The 25,512-nt window shown below is 55.6% G+C and carries 23 protein-coding genes; 12 read left to right on the forward strand and 11 right to left on the reverse strand.

What is annotated here, in order from left to right; translation table 11 throughout:
- Position 1 precedes the first annotated feature (1 nt).
- From C8N30_RS02575 to C8N30_RS02590, 4 genes are all read left to right on the forward strand, one after another.
- Positions 2 to 1,036 (forward strand): NADP-dependent oxidoreductase, encoded by a 1,035-nt coding sequence (locus C8N30_RS02575; RefSeq protein ID WP_025062931.1) that lies wholly within the window; start codon positions 2 to 4, stop codon positions 1,034 to 1,036.
- A gap of 11 nt (positions 1,037 to 1,047) precedes the next feature.
- On the forward strand, positions 1,048 to 1,728 hold the full coding sequence (locus C8N30_RS02580; RefSeq protein ID WP_025062932.1) for a type 1 glutamine amidotransferase domain-containing protein: 681 nt from the start codon (positions 1,048 to 1,050) through the stop codon (positions 1,726 to 1,728).
- 124 nt (positions 1,729 to 1,852) lie between these two features.
- Positions 1,853 to 2,323, forward strand: a complete 471-nt coding sequence (locus C8N30_RS02585) for a (2Fe-2S)-binding protein (protein WP_025062933.1) — start codon at positions 1,853 to 1,855, stop codon at positions 2,321 to 2,323.
- A gap of 4 nt (positions 2,324 to 2,327) precedes the next feature.
- Positions 2,328 to 4,628 carry a xanthine dehydrogenase family protein molybdopterin-binding subunit gene (locus C8N30_RS02590; protein WP_025062934.1) on the forward strand — a complete coding sequence of 767 codons (2,301 nt, stop codon included), beginning with the start codon at positions 2,328 to 2,330 and terminating at the stop codon, positions 4,626 to 4,628.
- A gap of 261 nt (positions 4,629 to 4,889) precedes the next feature.
- Here the strand turns inward: C8N30_RS02590 and C8N30_RS02595 are convergent, their stop codons facing one another.
- Entirely contained in the window at positions 4,890 to 5,384 is a 495-nt protein-coding gene (locus C8N30_RS02595) for a hypothetical protein (protein WP_147419672.1), read from the reverse strand.
- A complete protein-coding gene (locus tag C8N30_RS02600) occupies positions 5,377 to 6,429 on the reverse strand; it encodes a DoxX family membrane protein (RefSeq protein WP_025062936.1) in 1,053 nt (350 codons plus the stop codon). The genes C8N30_RS02595 and C8N30_RS02600 overlap by 8 nt, the downstream gene beginning before the upstream one ends.
- 628 nt (positions 6,430 to 7,057) lie before the next feature.
- On the opposite strand from C8N30_RS02600, the gene C8N30_RS19245 reads away from it, so the two are divergent.
- Genes C8N30_RS19245 through C8N30_RS02610 form a run of 3 tightly spaced genes read left to right on the forward strand, consistent with a single transcriptional unit; the run spans position 7,058 to position 8,789 of the window.
- Entirely contained in the window at positions 7,058 to 7,231 is a 174-nt protein-coding gene (locus tag C8N30_RS19245) for a hypothetical protein (protein ID WP_156949579.1), read from the forward strand.
- Positions 7,232 to 7,245: 14 nt separating this feature from the next.
- A complete protein-coding gene (locus C8N30_RS02605; RefSeq protein ID WP_025062937.1) occupies positions 7,246 to 8,472 on the forward strand; it encodes an FAD-binding domain-containing protein in 1,227 nt (408 codons plus the stop codon).
- Positions 8,473 to 8,483: 11 nt separating this feature from the next.
- Positions 8,484 to 8,789: a hypothetical protein gene (locus C8N30_RS02610; protein WP_025062938.1), complete on the forward strand. Its 306-nt coding sequence runs from the start codon at positions 8,484 to 8,486 to the stop codon at positions 8,787 to 8,789.
- 307 nt (positions 8,790 to 9,096) lie between these two features.
- On the opposite strand, the gene C8N30_RS02615 is transcribed toward C8N30_RS02610, so the two are convergent.
- The 6 genes from C8N30_RS02615 to C8N30_RS02640 form a co-directional block, all read right to left on the reverse strand.
- A complete protein-coding gene (locus tag C8N30_RS02615; RefSeq protein ID WP_025062939.1) occupies positions 9,097 to 10,512 on the reverse strand; it encodes a M20 family metallopeptidase in 1,416 nt (471 codons plus the stop codon).
- 44 nt (positions 10,513 to 10,556) lie between these two features.
- A complete protein-coding gene (locus C8N30_RS02620) occupies positions 10,557 to 11,567 on the reverse strand; it encodes an ABC transporter ATP-binding protein (RefSeq protein ID WP_025062940.1) in 1,011 nt (336 codons plus the stop codon).
- Positions 11,564 to 12,556: an ABC transporter ATP-binding protein gene (locus tag C8N30_RS02625; RefSeq protein WP_025062941.1), complete on the reverse strand. Its 993-nt coding sequence runs from the start codon at positions 12,554 to 12,556 to the stop codon at positions 11,564 to 11,566. The genes C8N30_RS02620 and C8N30_RS02625 overlap by 4 nt, the downstream gene beginning before the upstream one ends.
- On the reverse strand, positions 12,553 to 13,476 hold the full coding sequence (locus C8N30_RS02630; protein ID WP_120222835.1) for an ABC transporter permease: 924 nt from the start codon (positions 13,474 to 13,476) through the stop codon (positions 12,553 to 12,555). The genes C8N30_RS02625 and C8N30_RS02630 overlap by 4 nt, the downstream gene beginning before the upstream one ends.
- A 2-nt stretch (positions 13,477 to 13,478) precedes the next feature.
- Positions 13,479 to 14,456: an ABC transporter permease gene (locus tag C8N30_RS02635; protein WP_025062943.1), complete on the reverse strand. Its 978-nt coding sequence runs from the start codon at positions 14,454 to 14,456 to the stop codon at positions 13,479 to 13,481.
- A 77-nt stretch (positions 14,457 to 14,533) separates the two neighbouring features.
- The gene (locus tag C8N30_RS02640; RefSeq protein WP_025062944.1) at positions 14,534 to 16,138 is read right to left on the reverse strand and encodes an ABC transporter substrate-binding protein; all 1,605 of its coding nucleotides are present in this window, start codon (positions 16,136 to 16,138) and stop codon (positions 14,534 to 14,536) included.
- A gap of 139 nt (positions 16,139 to 16,277) precedes the next feature.
- Between C8N30_RS02640 and C8N30_RS02645 the strand changes: the two genes are divergently transcribed.
- Complete coding sequence (locus C8N30_RS02645; RefSeq protein WP_025062945.1) at positions 16,278 to 17,219, forward strand: LysR substrate-binding domain-containing protein; 942 nt, start codon at positions 16,278 to 16,280, stop codon at positions 17,217 to 17,219.
- 21 nt (positions 17,220 to 17,240) lie between these two features.
- Positions 17,241 to 18,404 carry an acetylornithine deacetylase gene (gene argE, locus C8N30_RS02650; protein WP_025062946.1) on the forward strand — a complete coding sequence of 388 codons (1,164 nt, stop codon included), beginning with the start codon at positions 17,241 to 17,243 and terminating at the stop codon, positions 18,402 to 18,404.
- Positions 18,405 to 18,412: 8 nt separating this feature from the next.
- On the opposite strand, the gene C8N30_RS02655 is transcribed toward argE, so the two are convergent.
- Positions 18,413 to 20,041: an MFS transporter gene (locus tag C8N30_RS02655; protein WP_025062947.1), complete on the reverse strand. Its 1,629-nt coding sequence runs from the start codon at positions 20,039 to 20,041 to the stop codon at positions 18,413 to 18,415.
- Between the two features lie 434 nt (positions 20,042 to 20,475).
- Here C8N30_RS02655 and C8N30_RS02660 point away from each other — a divergent pair, with 434 nt between their 5' ends.
- From C8N30_RS02660 to C8N30_RS02670, 3 genes are all read left to right on the forward strand, one after another.
- Positions 20,476 to 20,931, forward strand: a complete 456-nt coding sequence (locus C8N30_RS02660; RefSeq protein WP_170151154.1) for a GNAT family N-acetyltransferase — start codon at positions 20,476 to 20,478, stop codon at positions 20,929 to 20,931.
- A gap of 433 nt (positions 20,932 to 21,364) precedes the next feature.
- Positions 21,365 to 22,255, forward strand: coding sequence for a lysophospholipid acyltransferase family protein (locus C8N30_RS02665; RefSeq protein ID WP_025062949.1), 891 nt, complete (start codon positions 21,365 to 21,367; stop codon positions 22,253 to 22,255).
- Between the two features lie 134 nt (positions 22,256 to 22,389).
- Positions 22,390 to 23,454 (forward strand): hypothetical protein, encoded by a 1,065-nt coding sequence (locus tag C8N30_RS02670; protein ID WP_025062950.1) that lies wholly within the window; start codon positions 22,390 to 22,392, stop codon positions 23,452 to 23,454.
- Between the two features lie 25 nt (positions 23,455 to 23,479).
- On the opposite strand, the gene C8N30_RS02675 is transcribed toward C8N30_RS02670, so the two are convergent.
- A complete protein-coding gene (locus tag C8N30_RS02675) occupies positions 23,480 to 24,334 on the reverse strand; it encodes a glycosyltransferase family 2 protein (RefSeq protein WP_025062951.1) in 855 nt (284 codons plus the stop codon).
- 58 nt (positions 24,335 to 24,392) lie between these two features.
- Positions 24,393 to 25,451, reverse strand: coding sequence for a glycosyltransferase family 4 protein (locus C8N30_RS02680; RefSeq protein ID WP_025062952.1), 1,059 nt, complete (start codon positions 25,449 to 25,451; stop codon positions 24,393 to 24,395).
- Positions 25,452 to 25,512: the final 61 nt, after the last annotated feature.

Raw genomic sequence — 25,512 nt, forward strand, 5'->3', positions numbered from 1 at the left:
CATGGCACAGACCGACACCACAAACCGCCAACTCGTGCTCGCTGAACGCCCTGAAGGAGAGCCGACCAAGGATACGCTTCGTCTGGTGGAGGGAACGGTTCCCGCCGCGGCCACAGGCCAGATGTTGCTACGCACGCAGTTCTTATCGCTTGACCCTTATATGCGCGGCCATATGAGTGACGCCCCTTCCTATGCAGCTCCGGTTCCAATCGACGGTGTCATGCAGGGAGGCACTGTTGCACAGGTCGTCACCTCGCGGGTCGATGGCTTTTCGACAGGCGACTACGTTCTCAGCTTCAGTGGTTGGCAGGACTATGCTCTCAGCGATGGTGCAGGTGTCACAAATCTGGGAAAAACGCCTTCCCATCCGTCCTGGGCGCTTGGGATCATGGGCATGCCCGGCTTCACCGCTTGGGCCGGTCTTACAAAAATCGGCGCGCCAAAACCACACGACACAATCGCCGTGGCCGCGGCAACTGGTCCGGTCGGGGCCACTGTGGGGCAGATCGGTAAAATCCTTGGTTGCCGCGTCGTTGGCATCGCGGGCGGACCTGAGAAGTGCGCCTATGCGGTAGATGAACTAGGATTTGACGCCTGTATCGATCACAAGGCGGATGACTTTGTTGAACAGCTCTCCGAGGCAAGTCCCGATGGAATTGACGTCTACTTTGAAAATGTCGGCGGTAAGGTTCTGGACGCAATTATCCCGCTGCTGAATCCCAACGCACGCATGCCTGTTTGCGGATTAATATCGCAATACAACGCAACTGCACTGCCGAAGGGGCCGGACAGGATGAACTGGCTCATGGGTCAAATTCTTCGCAAAAAGATTAAAATGCAGGGATTCATTGTCTTTGACGATTTCGGCCACCTCTATCCTGAATTTGCAAAGGAAATGGGTGCTTGGGTCGAAAGCGGAAAAATCAAATACCGCGAAGAGATTATTGATGGCCTCGAAAATGCGCCCGAAGCGTTCATCGGGTTGCTTCGCGGCGAAAACTTTGGCAAGCGCGTCATTCGCGTCGGCCGCAATTGAAAGGTACGAACATGAAAATTCTAATGGTTCTCACATCTCACGACACACTCGGGGACACTGGCAAGAAAACCGGCTTCTGGCTGGAGGAATTTGCGGCCCCCTATTACGTATTCAAAGATGCGGGCGCAGAGATCATGCTGGCATCACCAAAAGGCGGTCAACCTCCGATTGATCCGTCTAGTGATAGTGACGATGCACAGACGGATGACACACGTCGCTTCAAAAACGACAAAGAGGCGCAAAAACACCTCGCGGACACGCTGACGCTCTCGGACGTGACAGAAGGCGGATTTGACGCTATATTCTATCCAGGTGGCCATGGCCCATTGTGGGATCTGGCCGAAGACGCGGACAGTAAGCGCCTGATTGAAGCGTTTGCCGCCGCTAACTTGCCTGTCGGGGCAGTTTGCCATGCCCCTGCCGTTTTCCGTCACACGCAGGGGGCAGACGGCAAGCCGCTGGTTTCTGGCCGTCGCGTGACAGGCTTTACCAATACCGAAGAAGAGGCTGTGGCCCTCACCGAGGTTGTGCCGTTTCTGATCGAAGACATGCTGAAAGAAAATGGCGGTCACTACGAAAAAGGAGCAGACTGGAGCAGCTTTGTACTGACTGATGGCAATCTTGTGACGGGACAAAACCCCGCTTCATCCGCGGCTGCTGCGCAAGAGATTCTTGCACTGCTCAAATCGTAAGAACACTGCCGGCAGATCATAGCCGGCACCCTGATAAAGCCCGCCGTGATGCTCTGTTAGAGTAATCAGGACGGGCTTTATTATCCCAACTTCTGCAGATCATACGCAAAGGAAAAAACATCCAATGATAGAATTCGAATTGAACGGACGGCAGGTCTCTGTCGACGCCGACCCAAACACGCCGCTGCTTTGGGCGCTCCGCGATGAGGTAGGTCTGACCGGCACAAAGTTCGGCTGCGGCATCGGTGCCTGCGGTGCCTGTACCGTACATATCGACGGCTCGGCTGCGCGGTCGTGCATTACCTATCTGTCGGATGTCGAGGGCCTGAAAGTTACAACCATCGAAGGCCTTGACGAAAACGGAAACCATCCCGTGCAGGAAGCATGGCGAAATTTGCGGGTCCCGCAATGCGGCTACTGCCAGTCAGGTCAAATCATGCAAGCAGCTTCATTGCTGAAAGACACACCAAACCCAAGCGATGAAGACATCGACGCGGTAATGACCGGCAACCTGTGCCGCTGCATGACCTACTCGCGCATCCGTCAGGCCGTGCGTACGGCAGCAACATCAATGGGAGCTTCCAACAATGACTAATCTGATGTCCCGCCTTTCAGGCTCCGACACCAAGCCACAGCTTACCCGCCGCGGGTTTCTGGTCTCCATGACCGCCGCTGGCGTTGCTTTCGGCTTTCCGCAGGCCGCTCAGGCAGCAATGAACCCCGCAGTACCAAGCGGCACACCGGTCACGCCGAACGGCCAGACCTTCGAGCCTTCGATGTGGTATTGGATCGACGCGGACAATCAGGTCAACGTCAACATTATACGTGCCGAGATGGGCCAGCACGTTGGCACCGCAATCGCCCGCATCCTTGCCGATGAGTTGGAAGTAGCATGGGAAAACGTTCACATCACCCATGTAGACACGGATGAAAAATGGGGCCTCATGGTTACCGGCGGCAGCTGGTCTATCTGGCAAAGCTGGCCGGTTTACCGTCAGGCGGGGGCCGCTGGCCGTACTGCCCTGATCGAAGCTGCTGCCGCAAAATGGGGCGTTGACGCATCGAAGTTGACTGTACGCGACGGCATGATAACCGACGGCACCCAGACCATCAGCTACGGTGATCTCGTAGCGGAAGGCATCGACCGCTCCTTCTCCGAGGATGAGCTGGCGGCGCTTCCGTTGAAGCCGCATGCTGACCTGCGCCTTGTCGGACAGGACGTGCATCCGCTCGATCTTGACATGAAAACAACTGGCCAAGCGATCTACGGCCTTGATGCCAAAATCGACGGCATGGTCTACGGCGTCCCGATGCTCCCGCCAACGCGCTACGGCTCATCCGTGAACTCTGTTGACGACAGCGCAGCAAAAGAGATCAAAGGTTACCTCGAAACAGTCGTTCTCGAAGATCCGTCTGGTACGGTCCCCGGTTGGGTCGTCGTTCTGGGTGAATCCCTCTATGCCGCGCGCACTGCATCGCTCGAAATTAGCGTCGACTGGACAGCAGGCGAAACCGCCAATGTGTCCGAGGACGATATTCAGGCCCGGGGCCGTGAACTCATTCAGGGTGAAACAGGCTCTATTCTGCACACCGAGCAGCCTGATACTTCTGCGGTCTTCGATGCCGCCTCCGATACACTGGAAGCCGAATACACGACACAGTCCGTGCTGCATTTCCAAATGGAGCCGGTGAACGCTACCGTGTTCCAGAACGCCGATGGCATCTGGGAAACCCACGCAGGAAACCAGTGGCAGTCTCTCATACTGCCTACATTGGCAACCGCACTTGAGGTACCCGCAGACAAGATCATCATGCGCAGCTATATGTTGGGCGGGGGTTTTGGCCGTCGTCTCAACGGCGACTACATCGTACCTGCCGCACTGGCGTCAAAAGCTGCGGGCAAGCCGGTCAAGCTGGTCTTCTCCCGCGAGGAAGACGCCCAGTTCGACAGCATCCGCTCCCCTTCTGTGCAAAAGCTACGGATGTCTTTTGACGATGCAAAAGCAGTTACAGGTATGGAGCATCACGCCAGCGCGGGTTGGCCCACCCAGGTAATGGCACCAGGCTTTATGCCCAAAGGTTCGAACGACGAGCCATACGATCCTTTCGCGATCGACGGGGCCGATCACTGGTACACCGTAGGGGCGCACCGCGTGCGTGCCATTTCAAACGATCTGGCGAACCAGACATTCCGCCCGGGCTGGCTGCGGTCGGTTGGACCCGGTTGGACCAACTTTGCCGTTGAAAGCTTCATGGACGAAGCAGCGCATAGGGTCGGTGCCGATCCACTGCAATTCCGTCTCGATCATCTCAAAGCCGAGGGAATAAATGCAGGGTCCGCCCCCAACGCAGTTGGCGGCGCATCACGGCAGGCGGCCGTCTTGCAACGCGTCGCCGCAATGTCGGGATATGGCAAAGCCGAACTGCCCGAAGGCACAGCAATTGGTATTGCCACTACCTTTGGCCAATCGCGCAGCATGCCGACATGGTCAGCCGCCGCTGTGCAAGTGGCTGTGGATGCCGAAAGCGGTGAGGTCAGTGTCCAGAAGATGTGGCTGGCCTTTGACTGCGGGACAGTCGTCGATCCCGATGGCGCACGCGCACAATGTGAGGGTGCCGCACTTTGGGGCCTTTCCATGGCACTCCATGAGGGTACCCGCATTGAAAACGGCAATGTCGTTGATCTCAATCTAGGCGCCTACACGCCCCTGCGTCTGGCTGACGTGCCGGAAATGGAGATTGAATTCCTCGAAAGCACCGAAGTGCCGGTAGGTCTTGGAGAGCCGGGCACTACGGTCATCGCGCCCGCCATCGCCAACGCCATTTTCAGCGCGACAGGCGCACGTGTCCGCCATCTGCCGATCACCGGTGACGCGGTCCTCGCCGCACTTAAGGCCTAAAACCAAAACGCGGGCGCATTCGAGTGCGCCCGCGTTTCCATTTTTCTTGCCGATGTTCATTTTGGATTTTACCTTGAAAAACAGAGGCATTTAAACGGCCCCTTTTTCCAAGCGTTTCTTTAATCTTGTTCAGGCCATTTCCCAATTTCGCCGTTTTTGAATTCCGCCAATGCTGTACACAGCGCCGGCGAGGCGTTCTCACCCCGCTAAGTGGGCATATGAAGGGACTTTTTCATACATGCAGGGCGGTGGCTAATATATCTACTCAGTATCCATTTCGGTTTCATCTTCTGTGATCGTGGCACGCGCTGAAATTACATTGCCGTCGATCATATAATATGAATGATCATTGCTGCTGAGGCTTACAGAGACTTCATGATCGCCTACCGGCAACCGTGGCAGATGAAAGTGAAGGCTATAAAGTCGCGCTATCTTTATTCCATCAACATACAGGTGCGCGTGTCCGGTGTTATCGACATTTTCACTTCCAACCCTTTCCGGCGTAAAAGTGAAGTTATTGGTCATTACCGTTACGTTCCAGCCGTTCATCGCGTCTTTTTCGACAGCAATATCAACCTGCGGTGCACCAAGTGCGGGAATTTCGAGCATCCCGTGCTCCATCTCGTGCGCCATCATATCCGCCGCCCCGCCCTGAACGGGAAGATCGCGAAAAAGCGGTGCTGCGATAACACCGATCAAAATTGACGCTATGCTGAGATATATAAGGTAGGGGAAGCGTAGAGAAATATTAGACATCACTGGGGACCCGAATTGTTTTCAAATTTGTATTTTTACGCCAATCGGGGAGAAGCTTGCGCAGCTTCCAACGCTGCCCTGCCCCCAGAAGAAGAAGCACGAGAGCAACGCCGATGACGGGCATATGTCCGACAAACTCAACCAGCGCGGCCTCATTATTGCCCTCAATGAGAAACAGGATGTTAGAGGACAATAGCACGACAGATAGCGCAAGAACATTTAGGCGCGTGGTCGTGCCTAGAACGAGGATTATACCGAAAATAACTTCCGTAAATCCGGCCGACAGTGCAAACAGGCGGTCGGTAAAGAAATCAAACCCAAGCGCAGGCAAGAAATTCCATGGGTTTGCTGCGAGGAAGCTCTCGGCCAAAATTGCCCCGAACAGTTTTTCGGCAAGGCCGAGCGTGATCAGCGATATACCTGCGAGAATACGCATAATCGCGACCGAGAACGGCTTGTACTGTTGGCGCAATTCGACGGTCGGTAAGTTGTTGATCAACAGAAAAATCGCAATACCGATCATGATTACGTATTCAAGCGCTGCGAGTATCCCGAATTGAACCGTCAGCCCTAGGTGAAGAATAATCAACAAAATCGCCGCATGACGTACGAAGCGGTTGGCAATGAACAATATTCCGATAATGGCCTGCAGAAAGATCAGCTTTGTTCCGAACGCTCCGTAAGCAATCAAATGAGGAGCAACAATCGCGCCCTCATACGCCGTCAGAAGCAGCGACATCCCTGTAAATATCCGGAGTATTTCAATGAAATCATGACGGGTTTCACTTCCGACGATCCGGACATTCGGTAGCTTTGCATCCAAAATGATGGACGTACCCACCAACGCGAAGGTGACCGCGATCCAGACCAAGACCTCAATATCGGTAATGCTGTAAGCTACAAAATTATCAATTGTGACATTGGTATCGACAAACCATCGGACATGAGCAGATGCCCCTGTTGCCTGAAGACCAAGGATTAGCGTCAGAAGTGCGCCCGCCATAAAAAACGGCGAGGAAAGCAGCTTGGGTCCGGTACTTCGCATGGGCCATCCTCAAAATCTCAATACACAGTAGGTTAGCGTGATACTCAGTAGGTTAGCGTGATGCTAAGACCAATCCAGCTATCCCTCGTCACTTACGGGGTTTCAACAAAACCCAAGCGGACGCAAAATAGCTCAATTTGGTATCTCACGGGAAAAAAAAGTGAAGGCTTGCACTATCGTCAAATGCCCCCCCCCCGAGCCGGTCTCCTCCTGATTTTAAAAAGAAATTATAAGACCGGATACGATTGGGTGCCCTTTGAATAGCACTCAAAAGCCGAAAACAACGTTAGGCCAACCAAAACCCTTTCGGACAAATTACCGCACCTCATTAGGCATAACCGCAGATCATCGAACGGGTAAAAACTGGTGATCCAAAAGACCAACAAGGGCCACCCTGAAGCCTAACAAACATGCGAAAACTCCATTATAACCAAGACCGAATTATCGATCCGGCTAATGGGTCTTTGGGGTAGCACCTTATACTCCGCCCGCTCATTTCCAGCGCGCAGCACTTCGCAAATCGTGCCTCGTCGGCGCGCAGAGGCTGAAGACCAATCCATCTAAAATAGAACCAATTGGCGGTTCGAGACGTAATATTAGCACCTAGACCATTCCCAAGGAGGCCCAAATGTCCGGCACAAAAATCAATTTTACCGACGTCAACAAGTTGGACCGCCCGTCCGAAAATCTTGCCACCATCGATACCAACAATGCACCTTGGTATGACGGTAAAGGCCGCCATGCAAACGACAAGGCGCAGCATCGGCGTTATCATGGTCTGTTCGAAGATCTGATGAATTAAGGGGCTTTGCACCAATGACCGAGCATATCGCGACTCGTTCCGCAGGCAAGATGGCAATGACGTCCTTTGCCGCAAGTATGGGGACGCGTTACGAGACGGGCCGCAATTACGATTGCGGGCCCGGTCGCCATAATGACGTATCGATGCTGTCGCCCTACATCCGTTGCCGCCTGATCACGGAAAGAGAGGTGATTATGGCTGCCCTTGCTGCGCACGGTCCCGATGATGCGTCAAAGTTTATCGAAGAAGTGATCTGGCGCGGATATTACAAAGGGTGGCTGGAACGGCGCCCGAATGTTTGGCACAGTTACGTAACTGGACGAAATACCGATTTGGTCGCTTTGAAACGGGACCGCCGCCTGCGCCGCGATCTCGAGCTTGCCGAGACCGGCAACACAGGCCTCGCCTGCTTTGACAGCTGGGCCCAGGAACTTGTTGGGACGGGATATCTGCACAACCATGCACGAATGTGGTTTGCATCCATCTGGATTTTTACGCTTGAACTGCCTTGGCGACTGGGGGCGGATTTCTTTTATCGGCATCTGCTTGACGGTGATGCGGCGGCAAACACCCTGAACTGGCGTTGGGCGGCAGGCCTACATACCCGCGGCAAGCCTTATCCTGCCCGCCATGACAACATTGCAACATTCACCAACGGTCGCTTTACCCCTACACGTGCGGAACTGGCAACGGTGACAAGAGGCTTGGAAGCATCAGAGCCAGACGGCCTGCCTACGGTTCAGGCGATGCGGGACATCCAATCTGTCAAATCCAATGTACCCACGGCCCTTTTGGTTACTGTCGAGGATTGTCTAGTCGAGGATTTTGATACTGCGGGCATGGACATCTGTTCAACAGCCACACTGGCTACTAGTCATTTACGATCACCAAGGCCCGTTTCGGGCGCCGTTTCGCGGTTTGAAAACATGGCGCTCCAAGATGCAGCGGCACGACTGGGCAAGACTACGGATACGCTCTGCGCGACCGACCCCGCTGGTCTTGTCGCTTGGGCGGCAGCTGCTAAAGCAAAGCAGATTTTCACACCATATGTCACGCACGGCCCGCTGCGCGATTGGCTCGACGCGGCCCAGCCTATCCTTGCGGCGCATGGCATAACCCTGTGTGAGCAAAGGCGGGATTGGGACATGCTGATCTGGCCCCATGCAACAGCCGGATTCTTCAAAGTCAGAAAGCAAATCCCGCACATTCTGAAGCAAACGATGGATTACGCGCAAATATGAAAGAGAGCGAAATGCACCGCACCGCTGACCTTGTCAGCCGCTATATGATGCTGACTAAAGAAGTGATGCCAAAAATGGCGCGTGAAGGGGCGGCAAATTGGCCTGTGCGGAATGACCACTGCTTTCAGCGCATCGTTCTGGACAATGTCTGTGGCGGACCATGGTTCGATCACATTGCGCGGCCGGCCTACAAAAACCTTTCGCGTGATCAGGCGATGCGTGCGCTGCGCTTGTGTGAATCTATTGTGGAAGGCCGTGAAAATCTTGTGAAGCTCAACAACAAATCGCTTATCTGGCGGGGAAAACCGGTGAGATAGGGACTGGTCGCGGGACGCAGCTGTTAGCTGATCACAGAACCGTGTGTTTATCCACGACATACTGAGGTGTCTCAACCTGTCTGTGAATTGACCGAAAGGACTGAAGCGGGACAGGTAAATATCCTCCCCGTAAGGAACCGGCGCAAAATCGCGCCGGAACAAATGCTCAATCAGGTCATCAGACCCCTGACCGACGGCATCCCGCTCAGTAGCGCATCAAACCAAGCACACTGTTTTATGTGCTTGCTTCGCCATTCTGTGCCGAGGCCTTTTCGCGGTCAGCAAAATCGGACGAGGTGCCTTTGGACTAGCTCTGAATGATCGGTGGATTGGTCTCAGGGGGAATTGGACAAGAATAGGGATGCTCGGCCAAGTGTTCTGCATGGGCTTTTTTTGCCGCCTCGCGCAACTTGCTGTCACAGATTGCTGCCCTTGCAGTTGCGGCCATCAGCTTTGCCGCATGCAGCATACCCTTATGGGCTGCCGGCACCTTTCCCTGCGCTGTTTGTTGCCAACTGTGCAACGCAGTTCCCACAGCACACGTTGTAACACGCGCCTGAACGGTCGGCACCGCCCAACTCACATCACCGACGTCGGTAGACCCCATTCCGCCCATAAACGGCCGGTCCAACGGTGCGATAAAATCACATAGTGGCAGATCATAATCAGGCTTCATGGCCAACCGCTCAAAAGTATCGGCAATATCATCGCGGCCCAATGTTTTGCGAATGTCGCGGGCAAAGGCAATGTCCTGCGCATCAAAGGCGACAGGACCCAAAGCATCGAACTCTGCCTGCATCGCTACAGACAATGGCAGGTTGCAGGTGAGGTTGGATACCGCTGAGAACACTTTGGAAGATACTGTCGTGCCGGACATAAGCGCCGCGCCTTGAGCTACATCACGGACCCGCTGCACCAGCGCTTCCAGCCCTCCCAGACTTGGACTCCGGATCAGATGGCGGACCGTGGCGTTGGCCTGCACCACGTTGGGCGCCTCGCCACCCGCATCCAGATAGGCATAGTGAATGCGGGCGGCGTCGGGCATATGCTCGCGCATATAGTTGACGCCAATATTCATAAGCTCGACGGAATCCAGCGCAGAGCGCCCCAATTCCGGCGCAGCAGCAGCATGAGCGGCCTTGCCGGTAAAGGTGAAATCAATTCGCGTATTGGCGAGCGAGCGCATATCGTCAACCGCATTGAAACTGGCCGGATGCCACGTAATTGCGATGTCGACATCATCGAACAATCCGTCCCGAACCATGTAGGTTTTAGCAGCGCCGCCCTCCTCTGCAGGACACCCGTAATAGCGGATGCGACCCTTGATGCCCTCCGCCTCCAGCCAATCCTTGACCGCGGTTGCAGCAGACATCGCTGCTGACCCCAGAAGGTTATGACCGCAACCATGGCCGTAGCCTGCGTTACCAATCTGGCGTGGCTCTGCAACGCCGGGTTCCTGACTTAGCCCCGGCAGGGCATCATACTCGCCCAGAATGGCGATCACAGGCCCACCTTCGCCCGCTTCACCCATTACTGCGGTGGGGATGCCTGCGATACCTTCGTGTACTCTGAACCCCTGCTCGCGTAGCATCTCGGTGTGGGCGGCGCAGGAGCGGGTTTCGGTATAGGCTACTTCAGGCGTATCGAACACACGATCAGCCAAGCCGATAAAGGCCGCGCGCTTCTCTTCGACAAGCGACCAGATCGGATTTTCATTCTGCATTTTGGGTCTCCATGGAGGTCATGTTTTTGAAAAAGGAATGGCCGCTATGCCCTGCTGGTGTCATCGTTCAGGTGACATGCGGACAAGCGTCCGGGCGCCACCTCGCGCAAGGCAGGTACCTCGACGCGGCACCGCTCGTGCGCGTGCGGACATCGCGGATGGAAATGGCAGCCGGGTGGCGGACGCATCGGGGACGGTATCTCGCCCTTGATCGCAGAGTACACCTTCTTGCCCACCTCGAATGTCGGAATTTCTGCAACCAGAGCAGCGGTATAAGGATGGTTGGGGCGCGCGAGCAAATCCTCCGCATCGCCAAGTTCAACCAACCGCCCCAGATACATCACCGCAATCCTGTCGGAGATGTGTTCGACCACACCAAGGTCATGGCTAATGAACAGATAAGTCAGGTTGAAGTCTTCTCTGAGCTTCACAAAAAGGTTCAGAACCTGCGCCTGTATAGACACATCAAGGGCCGCAACGGATTCGTCGCAAACAAGGAAATCCGGCTTGACAGCAAGAGCGCGCGCAATGCCGATCCGCGCCCGCTGACCACCGGAAAACTGGTGCGGGTACCGCTTGCTGGTTGAGGGATCAAGCCCGACCTGCTCTAGTAACCCCTCTACATATTCCGACACCTCGGCCTTCGGGACAATGCCATGGACACGGGGAGCCTCACCAATGATATCGCGGACTCTCAGCCGAGGATTGAGCGAGGACATCGGATCTTGAAATATCATCTGGATGCGCAGCGCTGCCTGATGCGCCTCGGCGCCTTTCAGGGTGGCAACGTCACGGCCGTGGTACTCAATTTGGCCTTCGCTCGGCCTGAGGAGTCCCGCCACCATCCGGCCCAGCGTTGATTTACCGCACCCGGATTCCCCAACCAGGCCCAACACCTCGCCGGATCGGACGGACAGCTGGACGCTGTCTACCGCATGTACAGTCTGTGCCTCGATTGAAGCCCCCAGCTTGCGCGCTGTCCGCTCCGCGATATCCAGTTCTTTGACAAACCGCCGCGAGACATTGTTGATGGTAAGGATGGGCGGCATGGTCATCGAGCGGAGGCCTCCATGGTTGCGGGGGTTGTATGGGGGTGGATGCAACGGACCATCCGGCCCTCCTGCACAGTTTCCAGCGCTGGCTCAACATTACATTCGGCTGTGGCACGTGGACAGCGCGGGCTGAACTTGCATCCCTGCGGCAGACGAAGCAGCGAGGGTGTCATCCCCTTGATCTGCGAAAGCAGAGCACCGTGTTTCTTACCCTGTGGAACACTCTCGATCAGGCCTTTTGTATAGGGATGCGCAGGATTTGCGATCACGTCGGCGGTCGGCCCCTCCTCAATGATCCGGCCTGCGTACATTACTGCCAACCTGTCCGCGAGACCCGAAACAACCGCCAAATCATGAGTGATCCAAATGAGTGACGTCCCCGAATTCGCGCATAGCGACTGCACTTCGGACAGGATCTGCGCCTGAATGGTCACATCGAGGGCGGTGGTCGGCTCATCCGCAATAATCAGGTCGGGTTTGTGCAAAAGGGCAATAGCAATCGCAACACGCTGTCGCATACCCCCCGAAAACTGGTGCGGATAGGATTGCAGCCGCTCGTCCGGTGAGGAGATGCCGACAGACACAAGCGCCTCTCTTGCGCGGCGCAGTGCCTCTTTGTAGGACACCCTGTCGTGCGCGCGCACCGCTTCAACCATTTGTGTGTCGATGCGCAAGACGGGGTTCAACGTCATCATCGGATCCTGAAAGATCATTGCGATCCGTTTGCCGCGCAGGCTTCGCATTGCGCGCTCGCCACCGGCGACCAGATCGGAGCCGTCAAATATGACCTGCCCTGACACAACCCGCCCCGGTGCATCAACCAGTCCGAGGATCGAGAAGCCTGTCACAGATTTGCCAGAGCCGGATTCACCGACCAAGCCCAGTATCTCGCCCCGCTCCAACGTCAGGCTGACGCCATCGACCGCCTTTGCCACGCCATCACGGGTAAAGAAATGCGTATTCAGATCGCGGATTTCCAGAAGTTTTGTCATTTTTGCAGCCGCGGATTAAGAATGTCGCGCAAACGGTCGCCGACGACATTGATTGCGATAATGGTCAGGACAAGTGCGATGCCCGGAAACAGGCTGATCCAGTAGCGCCCCGACAATAGATAATCGTAGCCGTTGGCAATCAGCAGCCCCAGCGAAGGCTCCGTAATGGGCACGCCCACTCCGAGAAACGACAATGTAGCCTCAAGTGCAATCGCCTGTGCGATCTGCACAGTCGCCACGACAATCAACGAGGGCACACAATTGGGTAGAAGGTGGCGGAACATGATCCGCCTGCTCGACAGCGCCAAGCATTGCGCCGCATCAATGTAATCCTTGCGCCGCTCTACGATCGCGGAGCTGCGCACAGTGCGGGCGTAATACGCCCACTGAACGATCACCAGTGCCAGAATGACTTTATCCACCCCCCGCCCCAGCAGCGCCAGCAGGATCAACGCAATCAGAATCGAGGGAAACGACAGCTGCAAATCAACAACACGCATGATGAACGAATCCAGCCTGCCACCAAAATAGGCCGCCGTGACGCCCACGATAGTACCGACTGTGATAGCAATCCCGAGAGACACCGATGCCACCAGAAGGCTGACGCGCAAACCGTACATAATAGCAGAGACCATATCGCGCCCCTGCTGGTCAGTGCCCAATAGATAGACCTGCCCGCCAAAGCTTGTCTCGCCCGGTGGCAGACCGCCATCCATTATGTCCAGCTGCGCAAGGTCATATGGGTTCTGTGGGGCCAACCAAGGCGCGGCGAGCGCAATGAATGCAATCGCAACAAAGAGAATGAGGCCAATAACTGCAACCTTATCTTCCACGAACTCCTTGGCGACGCGCTTCAACGGGCTGTCGATGCGCGCAGGTACGGAGCCCGCGTCGGACTGTGGCTCTGAAGGGTTAATCATGCTCATCCTTTCATGTCCGACAGACGGATCCGCGGGTCGAGCAGGGAATAAATCACATCAACGAGGAAGTTGATCATGACGATGATCAGAACAGTCAGCATCAGGTATGCAACGATAACGGGCCGGTCGAGCAGGTTGATGGAGTCGATCAACAGCTTTCCCATTCCCGGCCATGCAAAAACCGTCTCAGTCACAATCGCAAAGGCCAGCATGGAGCCCAACTCCAGCCCGATAATGGTGACAACCGGTATCATGATGTTCTTGAGAATATGAACCAACACCACGCGCCGGCCTGAAAGGCCCTTAGCACGGGCGAATTTCACGTAATCCTGCATGACGACCTCGCGGGTGTTGGCACGCGTCAACCGGATGATCAGCGACATTTTAAAAAGGGCCAGATTGACCGCAGGCAGGATCAGATGTGACAGTCCGTCGAGCGTCAAAAAACTGACCTGCATGCCCAGAAACTCTGTCGTATCGCCGCGTCCTCCGGCGGGCAGCCAGCCCAGCAAAACCGCGAAAATCAGGATCAGCAGCATTCCCTGCCAAAAGTTGGGCAGCGAAAATCCGAGGATTGATCCCCCCATGATCGTCCGCCCCGCAATGCTGTCGGGCCGGAGGCCCGCCCACACGCCCAAAGGCACGCCTAACCCAACGGAAAGGATCAGCGCAACAACAGCAAGCTCGAATGTGGCCGGCATACGCTCCATAATGATGTCGAGGGCGGGACGACCATATACAAAGGAAGTCCCCAGATCACCCTGCAACGCATTGCCAACAAAGATACCAAACTGCTGCCACAGTGGTTTATCCAGCCCCAGCCGCGCCATGGTCGCCGCGATGTCGGCCTGAGATGCTTCTGGGTTGATCAGAACATCAACAGGGTTGCCGATTGCATAGACCCCCAAAAACACCAGAACTGCCATAGCAACAACGGCGAGAAGACTTTGTCCAAAGCGTCGGACGAGATAGACGATCATGCGGGCCTCCTCGGGCAGTAGATGTCAGGAGAAAAGCAAAGCCGGCGCAAGCAGACAGCAAGCGCCGGCTTCAAATGTCAGTTGCCCGAAGCTTTTACTTCGGATGCCATCGTGTACTGATCGACGCGTGGCTCGTAGTCGAAGCCGGGCTTCATGGCCCAGACCGTCTGCTCGAAATGCAGTGGGATGATGCCGAAATCATCCAGCACAATCGTCCCCGCCTCTTGAAGCAATTCGTCGCGCGCAGTGTCATCAATGGTCGACATGGCACGTACCAGAACCTCGTCCATCGCAGGATTAGAGTAGCGACCTGCGTTTGTTGGCCCCATCCCCGTATCAGCATCAAAGGTTGCCACAAGAGATTTCAAAGGTGACGACATCTCGCCCGAAGCAGCGCCCCATCCGGCCATAAAGATCGGGAATTCAAGCGCGTTGCGGCGCGAGAAGAACTGACTGGCGGTGCTGGCATCGACGTTGATGGTGATGCCCACCCGCGCCAGCATTTGCGCCACGGCCTGCGCGACCTGCTCATCGTTGATATAGCGGTCATTTGGCGTGCCTAACGTCATCGTAAACCCGTCGGGATAGCCCGCTTCGGCCAATAGCGCTTTTGCGCGGTCAGGATCATAGCTGTCTACGGGACGCCCTGAAGAACCGAACATCGGCGGCGGCAGCAACTCGCCCGCAGGTTTGGCGTACCCCCCCATGATCCGTTCCGCGATGGCGTCACGATTGATCGAGATCGAGATTGCCTCACGGACACGCGCATCCATCAGCGGGTTTTTCCCGTCGGTACCCTCAATGCTAGGCGCACCCTCTTCCTGACGCATGGCGAGATAGATAATCCGGTTGGACAACGCATCGACGATCTTGAAATCTGCTTCCTGAAGCCTCGGGATATCTTGAATCGGAGGCGATTCAATCATATCGACATCCCCCGCAAGCAGTGCCGCTACGCGCGGGCCATTGCTCGTGATCGGACGCATGATCACATTCTCCCACGCGGGCATACCCCCCCAATACCCGTCAAACCGTGACAAGGTCAGCTCGGATCCACGCGTATATGTGTTCAGCGTATAGGGTCCCGTTCCAACGGCAACCGCCGGATCGTTGAAAGCAGGCGATTGCGGGACATCCCCCATGCCGGTGCAAGCACCCTGCGCTCCGTATGCAAGGTCGTCCCCTGCACCCAACGTGTCAGCAGAAACAATTGCAACACTCCAGATTTCGGCCGGAAACAAAGGGTTTGTATTCCCGGTCTTAAAAACAACTGTGTAATCATCTTCGGCGATGATGTCGGTCACACCGGCGGTGTAAATCGTGAAGGCAGAGGGCGAATTTTCGACCAGCGGTACGCGACAGAACGAATAGATCACATCCCGTGCTGTGAAATCACTACCATCATGGAACTTCACGCCTTCACGCAACTTGAAGCGCCACGTGTTGTCATCCACTGCTTCCCATTCAGACGCGAGGCCCGGCCCGACCTTTTGCACGGCGTCCTGCTTGGTCAGGGTCTCGAAAATATTCTTGTGCACCTGAATATTGGTAGAGAGCTGGTGAAATTGCGGGTCCATGGATGTCGCTTCGGATTTCAATCCAAGTGTCAGATCCTGCGCTGTTACCGGCATCGCAACTGCGGCAAGCAGACCTGCCAAAAGCGAAAGCTTTAATGTCTTCACGTCCTGTCCTTCCTGTTGACTAATTCTATTTTTAAACCGCATCCCGACACGAACGGGATACAAATCATTTATTGCAATCACCGTATTATGCGTTAATCAAATGTCAATTGGAAAAGTCTATGCGTTTTAGGAATACTGAATGAGCGGCGGCGAAATCGAAGCAGATGCACACGCAGGCATCACTTTGCGCGAACTCGAGGTGTTACAAGCCCTCGTGAATGCCGGCACGGCGATGAGTGCGGCACGCAAGCTTGGCATTTCGCAGTCGGCTGTGAGTCGCCGCCTTGCCCAACTGGAGGAACGGCTTGGATCGCAGCTTTTTCTGCGCTCTGGTGGACGGTTGGTACCCACGGTTCAGGCGCTCTCAATCAACGAGCAGCTCAAGCCCGTGTTCGAGACTTTGGCCCGGATCGCGAGCCGGATTGACAACTATGCGACAAGCAAGACAGGTACACTCACCATCGCTGCGCCGCCCACGATCGCGCACAGGTTCCTGCCTGGCAGGATCTCGGAGTTCAAAAAGCGCAATCCCGATCTGCACATCATCTTTGAGGTGATTGCCAGCGACGCGCTGGTCACCGGCATTGCCGAGGGCCGGTTCGATGTTGCGCTGACCGATTCAATCCCGCCCCACGAGGGCATCCAGACCGACCTGCTGATTTCGACCCAAGCGATCTGCCTGCTACCCGTCAATCACCCGCTGGCAAAACGCGATACGATCACGGCGCAGGACCTGCATCACCAACCCTTCGTCGCTCTGTCGCGCCGCCATGCCAGTCGCGGCGTGGTAGAACGCGTTCTGGACCGGCTAGGAGTGGAGCCGCGCATTACCATCGAGGCCTCTACAAACGTCTCTGCGGCGGATTTTGTGCGCGGAGGCTTGGGCCTTGCGCTGGTCAACCCGTTCCCCATTATCCATCAGCTGGGACCCGATATTGTCGCATTACCTTTTTCTCCAGCACTCAACTACAACACCGCGTTCGTAATGGCCTCCAGCCGCGCACCCTCGGCAGCGACACTTGCCTTCATAGAGGAAATACGTGCGAGCCTTGACCGTAGCGCCTATCCCGCCCTTCTCTGAAACTATCTTACAGGCTCCTATATGACCCGCCAAACCAGCCAAGAAATCCTTGCACAGCTGATCGCCTTCGACACAACAAGCCGCAACTCGAACCTGCCGCTGATTGAATATATAGAAAGATATCTGGACAGCTATAGCGTCAGCAGCAGACGGGTGTATGATGCGACCGGCCTCAAGGCTAACCTGTTTGCGACTATAGGCCCAGCAGAAGCGCAAGGCGCAATCCTCTCCGGCCACACCGATACTGTGCCGGTCGAAGGTCAAAACTGGGCCAGCGACCCCTTCACACTCGAGGCGCGCGGCGGAAAGCTGTTTGGCCGCGGGTCGTGTGACATGAAAGGGTTTATCGCCTGCGCACTGGCCGCGGTGCCTGATCTTGTGGCGCGTCCGCTGGCAAAGCCGGTGCATCTGGCGTTCTCCTATGACGAAGAGGTTGGATGCGTTGGTGTGGTAGGCCTCCTCGAAATGTTGAAAGCCAATCCGGTCAATGCCGCATTCTGCATCGTGGGCGAGCCTACGTTGATGACGGTGATGACCGGACACAAGGCCAAGCGATCAATGCAGGTCACAGTGCGCGGCCGCAGCTGCCACTCCTCGTTGGCGCCGCAGGGAGTGAACGCGGTAGATTACGCCGCACGCATAATTGTGCGGATGCAGGACATTGCACAGCGTCTGGCCGAGAAAGGCGGGCGGGACGAGGCATATGATGTACCGCACAGCACCGCCCATACCGGAGTTGTCACTGGCGGGACCGCACTCAACATCGTGCCGGACCTGTGCAGCATTACCTGCGAATTCCGCGTTTTGCCATTTGAGGACGCCGATGCGCTGGTGGCCGAATTGAAGGCCTACGCCAAGAATGAACTGGAGCCAGCAATGCAGCAAATTGCACCCGAAGCAGGGATACAGATTGATCTATACGCGCAATTTCCGGGCCTCGACACTGATCCCGCGCAACAGGTTGTGCCGCTGGCCAAGCGGTTCGCGGGGGGAAACAGTCAGGGTAAAGTTGCCTTTGGCACCGAAGGTGGACGCTTCCACGAAATGCTGGGCGTTCCTACTGTGATCTGCGGGCCGGGTTCCATCGTGCAGGCACACAAGCCTGACGAATACATCGAGATCACCCAACTGGACGCTTGCGATGCATTCATGGTCCGATTGGCCGAGTGGGCAGAACAGGCCTGACCGCAAGCTTAATGTTCTTCGGGTATAAGTCTAAGCGATACATCATTATCACGCGGAACGGTCTGCCGCTCGATCATCCTGCGCACCTGCGGGGGTTTCGCACCTTTGTGCAGCGCCAGCAGGTTCTGGTAGACTTCCCCATCCGATGTGACGCGGCGCTCATGATGGCGTAGATATTCGACCCAAGTCGGAACATGGTAGCTCTCGGTCCAGATTTCGGGATTTTCCAGATCGCGCATCAGCACCCATTGGCGTGCGCCGTCGCGGATGCGGATACGCCTGCGCTCGACCATCAGCGCTAGAAAGGCCGGTACATCGCTCTGCCCGATCTCGTAATCAACGATCACCATGATCGGGCCACTTCGGGGCGCGAGATCCAGCTTAAGTGAAGGCTTTATAAACTTGTTGAGCGGACTGAAGTCGCGCGTGCTAAAATTTTCCAGCGGAAATTTGAGACCGATTGCGGCACCGAATATCAAAGGCAACGACGCAAAAACAACGGCGAGCGGCGCTCCCACCTGCTCGGCAATTGCACCCCACAGCCATGCGCCAGCGGCCATACCCCCAAACGCCGCCATCTGGTAGATCGCCAGTGCCCTGCCCACCACCCAGCGTGGCGTCGACAGCTGGACGGTTACATTGAACAGCGAGAGCGCCAAAACCCATGATGCACCGCACGGCAGCAATATCAGACCCGACAACACCATGTTGCGGCTCAGCCCAAGGGCTAAAACACCCATCGCCATCACAACGAATGCGGCGCGAACGATCCATTCATTCTCGAAGCGGGTGCGCAAACGACCGGACAAAAGACCACCGCCGATCGCTCCAAACCCGAAACACCCCAGTAAAATACCGTAGGTCAGCGCCGATCCGCCCAGCAGATTGCGCGCAAGCACAGGCAAAAGCGCCAGAATAACAACCGCGCCCAAACCAAATACAAAGCTGCGGCACATAACGCGCAGAAGCACCGGCGACAACAAAACATACCGGACACCCGACGATATTGACGGGCCGAACGCTTCTCGCGGGAGTAGCTTTTGCACCACTGGCGGGTGCCAGCGCACAAGACCTGCGATGATCGCAAAATAACTCACTGCGTTTAGCGCGAATGCTGTGGCGACGCCTGCAAAAGTGACAACAATGCCGCCAATCGCAGGTCCGACGCTACGCATCATGTTGAACCCCATTCCGTTCAGCGTCACTGCGGCGGGAATGTCTTCTTTTGGTACAATGTCTCCCATTGAGGATTGCCATGACGGGTTAAACAGCGCCTGCCCCGATCCTATCAGAAAGGTGAACGCCAAGAGTAGCCAAGGGGTCAGCATACCGAAATAGGCAAAAACACTCAGAAGGACAGAGAGGCATAGCATCCAGCACAACGCCACAAGCATGATCCCGCGCCGGTCAAAGCTGTCGGCAAGCGCCCCGGACGGCAGCGAAAACAATACAACTGGCAGTGTCGTCGAGGCCTGCACCAGCGCTACAAGGCTGCGGCTGTCGGACAACGTCGTCATCAGCCAAGCGGCCGCAACACCCTGCACCAGCCCGCCGAGATTGGACACCAGCGTGGCGAACCAGAGCGAGGCAAAGACACTGTGGCGCAGGACATGGAGTGTACTTTGGCGAGATACTATCAAGCTTTCGTCCCTTGTTGTATCATGCGTAATTTAGTCCCTCATTGTCGGTACAAACGCCATCTACAGGCAGTTGGGACCAATCAAGGGCGTCCGCCCGTCTGGTCTGTCGGGGTCGTTAGCCTGATTGATGCCATGATTGGTTTGGGAACGAAAGGGCGCGGCGACCTGCCCGACAGCTTTACTCCTTAAAATATCGGAAGCCCCTTAAATGCCAATGAGTTTGCCGGCATCAGTGTCTAAAGATCGACAGCGAATAGTGCAGCCGCAGGTTCCGGTAGGGCCTCATTAACTTTAAACTGCCGCGGTCTTCCCGAATTCATCCCCGTGCAGTGAAATCAAAGCTATGCGCCAGACGCATTGCTGTGACGCTCAAATGCATCTACCAACAGCAGCCTCCCAGCCCCATGTACTGTATCAGATTGGACAGTTTCATGCAGCTTATAACAGCACACCCCCTCACCTTGCCATTGTTCCGGTTGCGGAATGTGTTGCTTGGGCACTATCGGCGCCTAAGCAATGCCTCGCGTCGCCTGCGGTTTATGGGGGGCGTCAATACAAAGGCACTCGAAATGATTGCCAAGGCTTCAGTGCCTGACCTAATCTTGGGAATAAAACGGGACGGTGCCTACCGCGCTGTTCTGGAGTTGTTTGTACTTGATAGCACTCACGCAGAGGTGGGGCTGTCTGTCGAGGACGCGTATCAAGGTCAGGGCTTCGGTCGGGCCCTGTTTCAACGGGGGATAACCGAAGCCCGCCTCAGAGACATGGAGACGATCGAGCTGAGCTTTCTGCCTTCAAACGTTGCGATCAGGAAACTCTGCGTTGAAGCGGGCGGTGATATCCATTGCTCGGCCGATGACTGCGTTTCGCATATCCGGATCTCGTAGATACGACAGCGAAAGCCTGTGTCTGTGTCGCCCTGAACCGATCACCGTTTGTCGTGCATCATCGACATGCAAGCGTCAACCTCTGCTCATCATCTAGGACCTACAGCGCATTCACTCGGTAGCGGCAGGAAAATCCGTACGCGAACCAACACACCAAAGCCGAACATGCGGGCCGTTATCGCGTAGAAATGTCTTGGCCTTGGCATCAGGGGCACGTGACATGTCCTACAGCATTTCATCATACCACCGACTGCCGTTCACCGGAACATCGGTCGGTCAGGGGCTCAGCGGCCAAAACGCTGTTTCCTTCCTGCACATTCATGGTGTAGCCAGAAACTCCCATCGGGAAACCGAAAACATGAAAAATTCCTTTCGAGGCAAACTGTCATTGTTCGTATATTTTAGAAAAATTCGGCACGGGGAGGTATTATAGATGGCAAAAGCAAGGGCGGCATATACGCTGCGGTATCGGCTGGAATACTATCTTATCCGGTCCATGCTTTTTGTGATGGGTATACTTCCGTTTCGGCAGCGAAGCGCCCTCATGGCGTGGGGGATGTCGCGGGTGGTTGCGCCTCTCGTGGGGTATCAGAAGCGAGTGCGCGACAATCTGGATCGCGTTTGGCCGGAAATGGACCCTGCCAAGCGGGATGCGCTCACCCTCGAAATCAACAGGAACGTGGGGCGCACCATCTGCGAGCTTTTTTCGCCCCGCGATCTGGTTTCGATGGCGCAAAAAACAGCGATGACGGGTGCAGGCTTGGCTGCACTGGAAGCAGCGCAGGCGGCTAATCGACCAGCAATCGTCATCTCCGGCCATTTCGGTAATTACGACATCGCCCGCGCCCGAATGATCGCTGAAGGCTTTAAGGTTGGCGCCTTATATCGGCATATGAACAACCCGATTTTTCACGACTTTTACCTCAAAAACATCTCCACCATCGGCACACCCCTGTTCGAGCGTGGTCGTCCGGGCCTTGGCCAGATGGTCAAACATCTCAAAGGGGGCGGCACACTGGCCGCCTTGATCGACGTACGTGCAAATAATGGAATCCCGCTGCCCTTTTGCGGACACATGGCATTAACGGCTACTTCAATGGCTGAACTGGCGCTGCGCTATGACGCGGTGCTGATCCCCTTCTATGGCACGCGGCTCCCGAACGGAGAAGGGTTTGCCATCGATCTGGAAGACCCCATCCCGCACTCGGACCCTGAAACGATGACGCAAGCGCTCAACCTCTCTCTCGAAGCGCGTGTGTTGCAAAATCCTGAGCAGTGGTTCTGGATACACAACCGGTGGAAAGGCGCTGATCAGGAGCAGTAGTTGCTACCGCCGCCACAGGCCGATCCTGCGAGGCGCATTGACACCGTTGCGGACTGATTAACCAATAATTACGGCTCGTCTGAACCCCCCTTTTACGGCCCGCGCAACGATATTTTGGAAAGAGGTGAACACCAGTGGCAAAGATCGCGTTCTATGCAAATCATCTGACCGAACGCGGCACCGCCGTGGCCTTGTTCGATTACGCAGATCAGAACCGCAGGCTTCTTGGCAACGAAAGTGTGGTTATCTACGATCGGTCCTTTGCTGGCAACAACCTCAAAGTCATTGATAAATTCAAAGAAACCTTTGATTTGATCCCTTGCGACAGTTTCGCTGAGGCCGACACGCACATCAGGTCTGAAAACTGTGATCTGATGTATGTTCTGAAGGCGGGTAAACGTGACGGTCTGATCTCCAAGGCAGTGCCGACGATGGTCCATTCTGTTTTTGCAGCGACCGTCGGACAGGTTCACGGTGCCTCATATGCTTATATTTCAGAGTGGTTATCCAATCATTGCACACAGGGCCGTGTGCCTTGGGTTCCGCATATGGTCACCATCGGAGATACGGATGAAACAATGCGAGCAGCGCTGGACATACCCCAAGATGCTATCGTGTTTGGCTGCTACGGTGGTCGAGACAGCTTTGACATCGGATTTGTGAAAGATCTCGTTATTCCGAATGCTTTGGAGACGTTGCCGAAGGCCTACTTTGTTTTCATGAACATTGAAAAATTCATAGATCATCCGCGGGTCATTTTTATGCCTGCAACTGCAGATATGGGTGAAAAGACCACTTTCATAAATACTTGCGATGCGATGTTGCATGCGCGACGCCGCGGTGAAACATTCGGACTGGCTGTCGGGGAGTTCTCACTCCGTGGAAAACCGGTACTCACCTTCGGAGGTTCGAGGGAACGAGCGCATCTCGACTTCCTTGGTGCCGCCGCACAGATCTATCATACCGCCGATGATCTTTATAAACTTATCGTTCAATTTGACCGGTCGGCCCCATCTGCGCAAGAGGCGTATCAACGCTTGTTCTCGCCTGCACCGGTGATGCGAAAATTTGAAGAAAACCTCATCCTGCCCGCAGAAGCAGGGGATCTGGATGCCGCGCGCAGATCGCTTGGCTGGCGGCGCTGGGATCCGACACTTCTGATGCGCCCTAAACTGAGGAAGATATTCAAACGATACTAAGTGCTCGGGCACGAAGCGCGCCATACTACTCAGAGCCGTTTCGTCCGCCATCCTTCAAAGCGCTTAACGCGCCCCTCATGTATCCCATGTTCTTCGAACGCTTGCGTTTGATAAACAGCGTATCAAGCCCCATCAAACGAAAAGCGGCAGCCAGCAGTGTGTTCAATCCCGGGCTTGGATGCCCGTGCTTGCCGAGTGCGTAGACCCGCGAACGTGCCGAGTGATAGGCCTTGAAGGCCGCAACTGCTGGCACGCGCGGCGAGCCGTGCCCGCTGAGGTGGACGACCTGTGCGTCGTGACAATAGATAAGCGGCCCGTGTTCACGCAGGCGCAAAGACAGATCATCATCCTCATGATACATGAAAATTGCCGGATCAAAGCCGCCAATCCGTTCGAACAGGGCACGGCGGCAAAAGATTGCAGAGCCTACCAGAACCGATAGTTCGGTATCCGAGGTCGGAACCGGTCCTTTTAAGCGCTCCTTCGGTCTAAGCTTGGAACCACGTCTAAAGCTCTGTCGCCCTTTGCCATCAAGGATCCTCGGATTGAAACCGCTGGCGTCTTTGTGCTTTTCTGCGGCCGCGATAAGGGCATCAAGAGCATCGGGCTGTAGCTCTGCATCCGGATTGAGAAAAAGCAGGAACTCTGTTTGCGCTTTTGCAGCCCCCTGATTGCAGGCGGGGCCGAAACCGATGTTGTCGGTGTTCAGAAGCAACTCAACACCGTGTTCATCCGCTAGTTTTTGCAACGCTGAAGTGTCAGATGATGCATTATCTACCATAATTACCGGCGTACCGGCCGGAACGCTTTTTAACATAGCTGGCAGCACCGCCATGCTGTTGTGGCAAACAGTGACAATTGTGACCGTAGTATTGAGCAAGCGGCAATCCTTCCCGCGGGGTTTCTGTAATATGCGCCACAAATGACGATTGACCGGTTTACGCTTCAGAAATCAGACGGCGGTAAATCGCAATGATTGCGTCAGCCTCCTGGACTAACTGATGCTGCATCACAGCCTTATGCCGCGCTGCTGAAGCCATTGATTGCCGCAGGGCTGCGTCGGACATCAACGCATCTGTCGCCTTGACCAGCTCGTCAATATCTTCGGGGGGCACTAAATATCCTGTCTCTCCGGGCGCTATCAGATCCTCAAATGCCCCCACCCGCGTCGCGACGACAGGCACACCGCATGACATCGCCTCCAGTGGCGTCAGTCCGAACCCCTCCCACCGCTGGGGTGCCACATAAATATCGCTTGCCTGGAACCACGGGGCAATGGTGAACCCTTTGTCTTCGGGCAGTATATGTATCCGTTCGCCCAGACCCGCCGCCTCTATTTTTGACTTCAGGCCGTCAACGAAACTTTGCTGTTCGCGGGTAACACCCCCCATGATGACACCCTGTGCCGTGGGATGGCGAGGCAAAAGGTCGATCATGGCATCAACAAACAGATCTGTGCCCTTCTGCTTTCTGATACGGCCAAAACAGCCGACAATAAGCGCATCCGGATCAAGACCCAGTTTGATACGCAACGCACGACGATCTGTTGAAGGTGCGAAATCATCTGTATCAATCCCGTGCAAAACCACTGTCGCGGGAACCCCCAGATAGGATTTCGCCTTGCCAGAAGCTGCGATAACGGCGTCCATTCTGCGGATAAGCCACCGCGAATACTCTCCCCTGCGGCGCTGTGCAGCCGAGGTGAATACGAGCTTCAGACGCTTTCGCAACACAAACTTGAGCAAGACCCCGACCAGCATTTCTATGTTACGGCGCGAATGCCAGACGCGGTACCCCGACGGCCCCGACCGCGTCAAAAATGGAAGCTTTGAAAGCGGGAACTGCGGGATATTTGCGGGTAGAACGGGACCTGTGGTCGCAATAGCAATCTTGTCTGCCTGTACCGGAACAAGCCGGAATACGGTCGAGGAAACGCCCGAATACCGCCGCTTCAAATTTGGCGCGATGACGTCAATCGTATCGGGGTTTACCTGCATATTTTGATCCTGAATTACGACAGTCTGCATTTGTCTCGTTGTGTAAATGATAGAGCCGCAA

The sequence above is a fragment of the Sulfitobacter guttiformis genome (assembly GCF_003610455.1).
GTDB lineage: Bacteria > Pseudomonadota > Alphaproteobacteria > Rhodobacterales > Rhodobacteraceae > Sulfitobacter > Sulfitobacter guttiformis.